Below are 7,677 nucleotides of genomic sequence, written 5' to 3'. Positions count from 1 at the left end.
TGGTCGAATGCACGAGCGTTACCGCCGTAGGTTTTTGCCAGAACGGTAGTGATTGCAGCAGTCAGGGTAGTTTTACCGTGGTCAACGTGGCCGATAGTACCAACGTTAACGTGCGGTTTCGTACGTTCAAATTTTTCTTTAGACACGACTCTATTCCTTATGGAGTCCCTTCTTCACTGTGAGAAGGGACTGAAATTAACGAGTTAAACCGGTAAATTACCGATTATTTTGCATTACGAGCTTCAATAACAGCCTGAGCTACGTTGTTTGGCGCTTCATTATACTTCAGGAATTCCATGGAGTAAGAAGCACGGCCCTGGGTCTGTGAACGCAGGTCAGTTGCATAACCAAACATTTCAGACAGTGGCACTTGCGCACGGACGATTTTACCGGTAGGCATGTCATCCATACCTTCGATCATACCGCGACGACGGTTCAGGTCACCAATGACGTCACCCATGTAGTCTTCCGGTGTTTCCACCTCAACTTTCATGATTGGTTCCAGCAGAACTGGTTTCGCTTTTTTGAAGCCGTCTTTAAACGCCAGAGATGCTGCCAGTTTAAACGCCAGTTCAGAGGAGTCAACATCATGGTATGAACCGAAGTGCAGACGAACACCCATGTTAACAACAGGGTAGCCTGCTAACGGACCAGATTTCAGCTGCTCCTGGATACCTTTATCAACCGCAGGGATGTATTCACCAGGAATCACACCACCTTTGATTTCGTTGACAAATTCGTATTCCATGTTGACGCCTTCGGCATCTTTCTTGTTCAGCGGGTACATGTCGATAACAACATGACCGTACTGACCACGACCACCGGACTGTTTAGCGTGTTTACCTTCGATATCAGTCACTTTCATAGTGATTGCTTCGCGGTAAGCAACCTGTGGTTTACCCACGTTCGCTTCAACTTTGAACTCACGACGCATACGGTCGACCAGAACGTCCAGGTGTAATTCACCCATACCGGCGATGATAGTCTGGTTAGTCTCTTCATCACTTGATACGCGGAATGATGGATCTTCCTGTGCCAGACGGCCCAGTGCGATACCCATTTTTTCCTGGTCAGCTTTGGTTTTCGGCTCGATTGCAACGGAGATTACCGGCTCAGGGAATTCCATACGCTCCAGGATGATTGGTGCATCAATCGCACACAGAGTATCACCTGTAGTGACGTCTTTCAGACCGATAGCAGCCGCGATGTCACCAGCGCGAACTTCTTTAATCTCTTCACGTTTGTTAGCGTGCATCTGAACGATACGGCCGAAACGTTCTTTCTTGGATTTAACCGGGTTCAGTACGGTATCACCGGAGTTAACAACACCGGAGTACACGCGGAAGAACGTCAGGTTACCCACGAACGGGTCGGTTGCAATTTTAAATGCCAGAGATGCAAACGGCTCTTCGTCAGAAGAGTGACGCTCAGCCGGAGTATCTTTACCGTCGTCCAGAATACCTTTAATTGCAGGAACTTCTGTCGGAGATGGCAGGTACTCAACAACCGCATCCAGCATCGCCTGAACACCTTTGTTCTTAAATGCAGAACCACAGGTTACCAGGATAATTTCGTTCGCCAGTACGCGCTGACGTAATGCTGATTTGATTTCAGCTTCAGTCAGTTCTTCACCGCCGAGATATTTTTCCATCAGCTCTTCAGAGGCTTCTGCTGCGGCTTCAACCAGATTCTGGTGCCATTCAGCAGCTAATTCCTGCATGTTTGCCGGGATATCTTCGTAGACGAAGGAAACGCCCTGGTCTTCTTCACTCCACTGAATCGCTTTCATTTTGACCAGGTCAACAACACCGGTGAATGACTCTTCAGCGCCGATAGCTAACTGAAGAGGAACCGGAGTTGCAGCCAGACGGGTTTTAATCTGGTCAACAACTTTCAGGAAGTTTGCACCCATACGGTCCATTTTGTTAACGAACGCGATACGTGGTACATGATATTTGTTAGCCTGACGCCATACGGTTTCAGACTGTGGCTGAACACCACCAACGGCACAGTAAACCATGACAGCACCATCAAGAACACGCATAGAACGTTCTACTTCGATTGTGAAGTCAACGTGCCCCGGGGTGTCGATGATGTTGATGCGGTGTGGTTCAAATTGTTTACCCATACCAGACCAGAACGCAGTGGTTGCTGCGGAGGTGATAGTAATACCACGCTCTTGTTCCTGCTCCATCCAGTCCATCGTTGCTGAACCTTCGTGGGTCTCACCAATTTTATGGTTCACACCTGTGTAGAACAGAATACGTTCTGTTGTGGTGGTTTTACCGGCGTCGATATGTGCACTGATACCGATATTACGGTAACGTGAAATGGGTGTTTGACGAGCCATTTTTTCCTCTCTCTTGGACGTTCGTTTAATTTGGTCGGGCAGCCTTACGGCTACCCTATACACAATTCACTACGGTTTGATTACCAACGGTAGTGTGCGAACGCCTTGTTAGCTTCTGCCATACGGTGAACGTCTTCACGTTTCTTAACGGCAGTGCCTTTGTTTTCAGCTGCATCGGATAATTCATTTGCCAGGCGCAGAGCCATGGACTTATCACCGCGTTTACGGGCAGCTTCAACGATCCAGCGCATTGCTAATGCATTACGGCGGACCGGACGAACTTCAACCGGTACCTGGTAAGTAGAACCACCAACACGGCGGGACTTAACTTCGACAGTCGGACGCACGTTATCCAGTGCGATTTCGAATGCTTCCAGGTGCTCTTTACCTGAACGCTGAGCCAGGGTCTCAAGCGCGGTATATACGATTGATTCTGCAGTAGATTTTTTACCGTCTACCATCAGGATATTTACAAATTTGGCCAGCAGCTCTGATCCGAACTTAGGATCTGGCAGAATTTTACGTTGACCAATTACACGACGACGTGGCATGGAAATACTCCGTTGTTAATTCAGGGTTGTCCAAAACTCAATGAGTTTATTTGACATTAATGCGATAAATGTTTGGCCTTACTTAACGGAGAACCATTAAGCTTTTGGCTTCTTCACACCGTACTTAGAACGAGCTTGTTTACGGTCTTTAACACCGGAACAGTCCAGTGCGCCGCGAACAGTGTGGTAGCGAACACCCGGTAAGTCTTTAACACGACCACCGCGGATCAGGATCACGCTGTGTTCCTGCAGGTTATGACCTTCACCACCGATGTATGAAGAAACTTCAAAACCGTTGGTTAAACGTACACGGCATACTTTACGCAGTGCTGAGTTAGGTTTTTTAGGTGTGGTGGTATATACACGAGTACATACGCCACGTTTTTGCGGGCATGCTTCCAGTGCAGGAACGTTGCTTTTCACAACTTTCGAGCTACGGGATTTGCGAACCAGCTGATTAATCGTTGCCATTATAAAAAAAGCTCCTGGTTTTTTGCTTCGTAAACACGGATTTGTGCCTCGTATCTGTCAAAGACAAAACACGAGGACGCGAAATTTTATTGCTGACGCAACAGGGTGTCAAGAAATATACAATGATATTTGCTATTCCCACGCAAAATGTTGCGTGTGTGTGACCGTGAGCTCCACAAAACCAGTATAGTCTGTGATTCTCACTTTGCCCGAAAGGAACGGTAATAAACCGCGTGCTTCGGCATCCTCCCGCAACACACAGGGAATATGACCCGACTGAATAAGCGCCTGCAACAACGGGTTACCTTCCGTTGCTGCGATTACGCCATCTTCGGTAAAAAGGATGTCATCCTCAGGGGATAACAGATTCAGTAATGATTGGATATCAGTACGAAATGGCGATTGGCTGACAGTATATAGCATCTTGCTCACCGTAAGTAGATCAAAATGACACCACGGCGTCAAATGCCGCCAGTTTCCGGGCCAGTTCCGCCGCACTCAGACAGGTGACCGGCAGGATATACGGCGTTTCCGGAGATAACCCGCGCGCGGCCATATCTTCCGCACAGCAGTAGCACTCGTCAATATCGTACAGCGGCAGGACTTTGAAGGTGGAGATATAATCACGGGCGAGAATTTTTGCCGGCGTCTGTTCCGGTAATAACTGTAACACCCCGTCAGACACAAAAAAGGCGGCAACTTCTTCCGTATAATTACTGGTTGCCAGCAGTGCATCCAGCCCTTCCCGGCCGCCGCTGCTTCCGTGAGGCGCGCTTCTGAAAACAAATGCGATACGTTTCACCGGATCTCCCTAAAACTGGATAACACGATCACAGGTCATCATAGCTTCCGCCAGAGTCCCCAGACCGCTGAGGGAAAAACCGTCCGCCAGATTGGCCGCCGCCAGTTTCAGCGACGCCGCCTGTGCGGCATCGGTGACACCGCGGCGCAGCGCCGCTGCCACACAGACTGCCAGCTGAATTCCGTTATCGCAGGCAAGCTGCTGCCACTGACGCACCATGTCGGTTTCATCCCCGGCCGGTGATGTCAGCACATTGGCATTGCTGACCCCTTCGCGGTAAAAAAACACACACTGAATCCGGTGTCCGGCCGCAATCACATGCTGTGCAAACAGCAACGCACTGCCGGCACGCTGTGTGCCGTAGGCCGGGCCGGTAACCAACAGGCAGTAAGATAACGGTGTCATTGCTCCGCGCTGCCTTACTCGCCGTTTTTAAACTGGCGGATGTAGAGATAAACCGTGTGTTTGGAGATATTCAGACGCACCGCCACAAGGTTGATGGCATCTTTGATATCAAATATCCCTTTCTCATACAGGTTCAGTACCACCTGTTTGTTCTTCGCGTTGTTTGCCACATTGCGGTCGGCATTCACTTCTTCAATCGTCTGTTCCAGTGTCTGTGCCACCAGGTCTTCAACGGAAGAGGCGAAGTTCACATTGGAGGTCTCTTCTGCCAGCTCTTTCGGGATAAACGTCTGAACTATCTGGGAGAACGGCACATCCAGGTTCATATTAATACACAGCAGCCCGATGATACGGCGTGATTTATTGCGGATAGCAATTGTCAGCGATTTCATCAGTGCCCCGGTTTTCGCCCGGGTGAAATAGGCTTTCGAGGTGCTGCAGTCTTCATCTGTAATATCGTGCAGCATGCGCAGCGCGAGGTCGGTGATCGGGGAACCGACTTTACGGCCGGTATGGTGACCGTTTGCGATCTTCACCGCTGAGCGCTTCAGGTCTTCCAGTGAGTGGAGAACGATTTCACAGTGCTCACCGATGAGCAGCGCCAGGCCATCAACAGCCGCCTCATAGGATTTCAGGATCTCATAATCCGTTTCAGTAAACGGATGATTTACAATGTAATCCGAATCATTGTCATTAAATAATACTGGGTTAGACATTTAATACACCACTCTTTGTAACGTGTGAACGTCGTTGGTTTTACTCATCTGTAATCTTTCACTGCAGGAGGAGGATTACCCTGTCATCATCTATCAATTATATACCCGGATTTCCCGGGTGCAGGAAAGCAGCAAATGACGGGCTTCCGGTTCTGTGCAGGTACCCGCAGGTTAAGTTATAGCGAAAAACAGGCCGTTTTGCGCCTGAGGTGATCAAATTCTGGTAAAAAATACAAAAAAACACGGATGTTTTGCAAATTTTTCATAATCCTGATCGTGGCGGAAACAAAAACCCGCACAACAGGGCGCGGGTTTTTGTCAGTTTCCGGTATCAGCAGGGCTTATTTGGCCGCAGGTTTGATATCCAGTAACTCGACGTCAAAGACCAGGGTGGAGTTGGCAGGGATCCCCGGAACACCGTCGGTGCCGTAAGCGGCTTCCGGCGGGATGACCAGTTTGGCTTTACCGCCTTTCTTCATCTGCTTCAGACCTTCGGTCCAGCCTTTGATTACGCTGTCCAGACGGATAGTCAGCGGCTCGTTACGGTCGTAAGAGCTGTCAAACTGAGTGCCGTCGATTAATGCACCTTTATAATGAACAACAACGGTGTCAGTGTCTTTCGGAGATGCGCCGTTACCGTCTTTCTCAGATTTGTAGAGCACACCGCTCCTGGTTTTTTCCACGCCTTTTTCTTTGGCGAATGCTGCACGGTATTTATCACCTGCTGCTTTGTTCTCAGTGGCTTCGCGTGCCATTTTTTCCTGAGCTGCACCTTTCACCTGCTCTTCAAAGCCGCGCAGCGTCTGGTTGATCTCTTCATCACTCAGTTTGCTTTTGTTATTGAACGCATCCTGAACACCCGCCATCATCTGATCGCGATCCAGATCCAGACCAATGGATTTCTGCTCATTCAGGGCATTTTCCATGTAACGGCCCAGTGACGCACCCAGCGCATAAGCATTCTGCTGACTTGCGGTTTTAAATGCGCTGTTCAGTTTCACTTCTTCTTTTTTCGGCGCGGTATCCGCATAAGCCTGTGACATACCTAATGTCATTGCCAGCGAGGTTGCGACAACAGTCGCTTTAAACAGTGATTTCATCCTTTTCTCCATAAATTTTGCAACAGTTACAGGACGTACCGCACAACAGATCACGTCAGAGAGTCCTTGCAGCCGTCACCGGGCGACATCATAATGTCACGGTTTTGTGATGCTGAGACAACCTTAGCAAAAAGAGGTTTCATAGTAACCCCCCAATAAAAGATATCCTCTCACACTAAGTGTATTTCACAGGAATATTACATACTTTTACACAGGAATCACCGTCTCAGACAGGAGAAAACGATGGACCTTTTGGAACTTGAACAACGCCTCGAACAACTGGAAAGCAAAACCGCTTTTCAGGATCTGACCATTGAGGAACTCAATCAGGTGGTAACACAACAGCAGATGGATATCACCCGGCTGAATGAAAGGCTCCGCCTGCTGACCGAACGCCTGAAAGCCACCCCGGGCTCAAATGTGGCACCGCTGTCTGAAGAAGTGCCGCCGCCGCACTACTGATAAACCGCAGGCATAAAAAAAAGCGCATCCGTCAGGAATGCGCTTTTTTGTCCGGTTCAGACGCGGGTTATCAGTGACAACCGCAACCGCCGTTACCGTGGCCTTTACCGTGACCGCCACCGCCGCAGCAGCCGCCTTCACCGTGTTCGTGACCATGGTCGTGATCGTGACCATGACCGCCGCCGCAGCAACCGCCTTCTTCGCCGTGGTCGTGACCACCGCAGCAGCCGCCTTCTTCACCGTGAACGTGACCATGCTCCAGCTCTTCTGCTGTTGCTTCACGCACACCGATAACTTCGACGTGGAATTTCAGGTTCTGACCGGCCAGCATATGGTTGCCGTCAACGATCACTTCGTCACCTTCGATACCGGTGATTTCAACCGGCACAGGACCCATATCGGTGTCTGCCAGGAAACGCATGCCGACTTCCAGCTCATCAACACCGACGAAAACGTCTTTCGGTACGCGCTGAACCAGGTTTTCGTCATACTGACCGTAGGCGTCGTTTGCGCCGACATCAACGTCGAACACATCACCGGCAACACGGCCGTCCAGTGCACTTTCCAGCCCGCTGATCAGCGCGCCGCGACCGTGCAGATAGTCTAACGGAGCACTTGCCGGAGACTCATCAACTAATACACCGTCTTCTGTTCTTACCTGATAAGCCAGGCTCACTACCAGGTCTTTTGCTACTTTCATGGTATCTCCTACACATCCGCGGGGGATAAGATTTTAATTAACGCGCCGATTGTAACGGAATTTACAGCCACTGTATCTGTTTTGGGACAAATTCCCCCAAATTCTCTGTGAAAAGCAGCA

General features: G+C 49.7%; 11 protein-coding genes. 1 reads left to right on the top strand and 10 read right to left on the bottom strand.

Annotation, left to right across the window (positions count from 1 at the left end):
* The 9 genes from AB7038_RS12460 to fkpA form a co-directional block, all read right to left on the bottom strand.
* Positions 1 to 146: GTP-binding protein (locus AB7038_RS12460; RefSeq protein ID WP_233948184.1), on the bottom strand; the 146-nt coding region annotated here is incomplete at its 3' end.
* A gap of 77 nt (positions 147 to 223) precedes the next feature.
* On the bottom strand, positions 224 to 2,350 hold the full coding sequence (fusA, locus tag AB7038_RS12455; RefSeq protein ID WP_369453414.1) for an elongation factor G: 2,127 nt from the start codon (positions 2,348 to 2,350) through the stop codon (positions 224 to 226).
* 80 nt (positions 2,351 to 2,430) lie between these two features.
* Positions 2,431 to 2,901, bottom strand: a complete 471-nt coding sequence (rpsG, locus tag AB7038_RS12450; protein ID WP_004240719.1) for a 30S ribosomal protein S7 — start codon at positions 2,899 to 2,901, stop codon at positions 2,431 to 2,433.
* A gap of 96 nt (positions 2,902 to 2,997) precedes the next feature.
* On the bottom strand, positions 2,998 to 3,372 hold the full coding sequence (rpsL, locus tag AB7038_RS12445; RefSeq protein ID WP_004236497.1) for a 30S ribosomal protein S12: 375 nt from the start codon (positions 3,370 to 3,372) through the stop codon (positions 2,998 to 3,000).
* Between the two features lie 132 nt (positions 3,373 to 3,504).
* Positions 3,505 to 3,795, bottom strand: coding sequence for a sulfurtransferase complex subunit TusB (gene tusB / locus AB7038_RS12440; RefSeq protein ID WP_024473585.1), 291 nt, complete (start codon positions 3,793 to 3,795; stop codon positions 3,505 to 3,507).
* Between the two features lie 19 nt (positions 3,796 to 3,814).
* Complete coding sequence (tusC, locus tag AB7038_RS12435) at positions 3,815 to 4,174, bottom strand: sulfurtransferase complex subunit TusC (protein WP_368889468.1); 360 nt, start codon at positions 4,172 to 4,174, stop codon at positions 3,815 to 3,817.
* 9 nt (positions 4,175 to 4,183) lie between these two features.
* A complete protein-coding gene (gene tusD, locus AB7038_RS12430) occupies positions 4,184 to 4,579 on the bottom strand; it encodes a sulfurtransferase complex subunit TusD (RefSeq protein WP_072871372.1) in 396 nt (131 codons plus the stop codon).
* A gap of 14 nt (positions 4,580 to 4,593) precedes the next feature.
* Complete coding sequence (locus AB7038_RS12425) at positions 4,594 to 5,295, bottom strand: helix-turn-helix transcriptional regulator (protein WP_004236501.1); 702 nt, start codon at positions 5,293 to 5,295, stop codon at positions 4,594 to 4,596.
* A gap of 341 nt (positions 5,296 to 5,636) precedes the next feature.
* Entirely contained in the window at positions 5,637 to 6,395 is a 759-nt protein-coding gene (fkpA, locus tag AB7038_RS12420) for an FKBP-type peptidyl-prolyl cis-trans isomerase (RefSeq protein WP_175547168.1), read from the bottom strand.
* Positions 6,396 to 6,638: 243 nt separating this feature from the next.
* On the opposite strand from fkpA, the gene AB7038_RS12415 reads away from it, so the two are divergent.
* Complete coding sequence (locus tag AB7038_RS12415) at positions 6,639 to 6,857, top strand: SlyX family protein (protein WP_004240722.1); 219 nt, start codon at positions 6,639 to 6,641, stop codon at positions 6,855 to 6,857.
* 70 nt (positions 6,858 to 6,927) lie between these two features.
* Here the strand turns inward: AB7038_RS12415 and slyD are convergent, their stop codons facing one another.
* Positions 6,928 to 7,557: a peptidylprolyl isomerase gene (slyD, locus tag AB7038_RS12410; protein WP_004236504.1), complete on the bottom strand. Its 630-nt coding sequence runs from the start codon at positions 7,555 to 7,557 to the stop codon at positions 6,928 to 6,930.
* Positions 7,558 to 7,677 lie beyond the last annotated feature (120 nt).

It is taken from the genome of Morganella morganii, assembly GCF_041099235.1.
GTDB classification, from domain to species: domain Bacteria; phylum Pseudomonadota; class Gammaproteobacteria; order Enterobacterales; family Enterobacteriaceae; genus Morganella; species Morganella morganii_E.
Note: the sequence above shows the minus strand (reverse complement) of the source record. Positions and strands in the feature narration are given on the sequence as shown.

Excerpts from the sequence above, each read along its gene's own strand:
- fusA (WP_369453414.1), bottom strand. The coding sequence starts at position 2,350 with ATGGCTCGTCAAACACCCATTTCACGTTACCGTAATATCGGTATCAGT.
- rpsG (WP_004240719.1), bottom strand. The coding sequence starts at position 2,901 with ATGCCACGTCGTCGTGTAATTGGTCAACGTAAAATTCTGCCAGATCCT.
- rpsL (WP_004236497.1), bottom strand. The coding sequence starts at position 3,372 with ATGGCAACGATTAATCAGCTGGTTCGCAAATCCCGTAGCTCGAAAGTT.
- tusB (WP_024473585.1), bottom strand. The coding sequence starts at position 3,795 with ATGCTATATACTGTCAGCCAATCGCCATTTCGTACTGATATCCAATCA.
- tusD (WP_072871372.1), bottom strand. The coding sequence starts at position 4,579 with ATGACACCGTTATCTTACTGCCTGTTGGTTACCGGCCCGGCCTACGGC.
- AB7038_RS12425 (WP_004236501.1), bottom strand. The coding sequence starts at position 5,295 with ATGTCTAACCCAGTATTATTTAATGACAATGATTCGGATTACATTGTA.
- fkpA (WP_175547168.1), bottom strand. The coding sequence starts at position 6,395 with ATGAAATCACTGTTTAAAGCGACTGTTGTCGCAACCTCGCTGGCAATG.
- AB7038_RS12415 (WP_004240722.1), top strand. The coding sequence starts at position 6,639 with ATGGACCTTTTGGAACTTGAACAACGCCTCGAACAACTGGAAAGCAAA.
- slyD (WP_004236504.1), bottom strand. The coding sequence starts at position 7,557 with ATGAAAGTAGCAAAAGACCTGGTAGTGAGCCTGGCTTATCAGGTAAGA.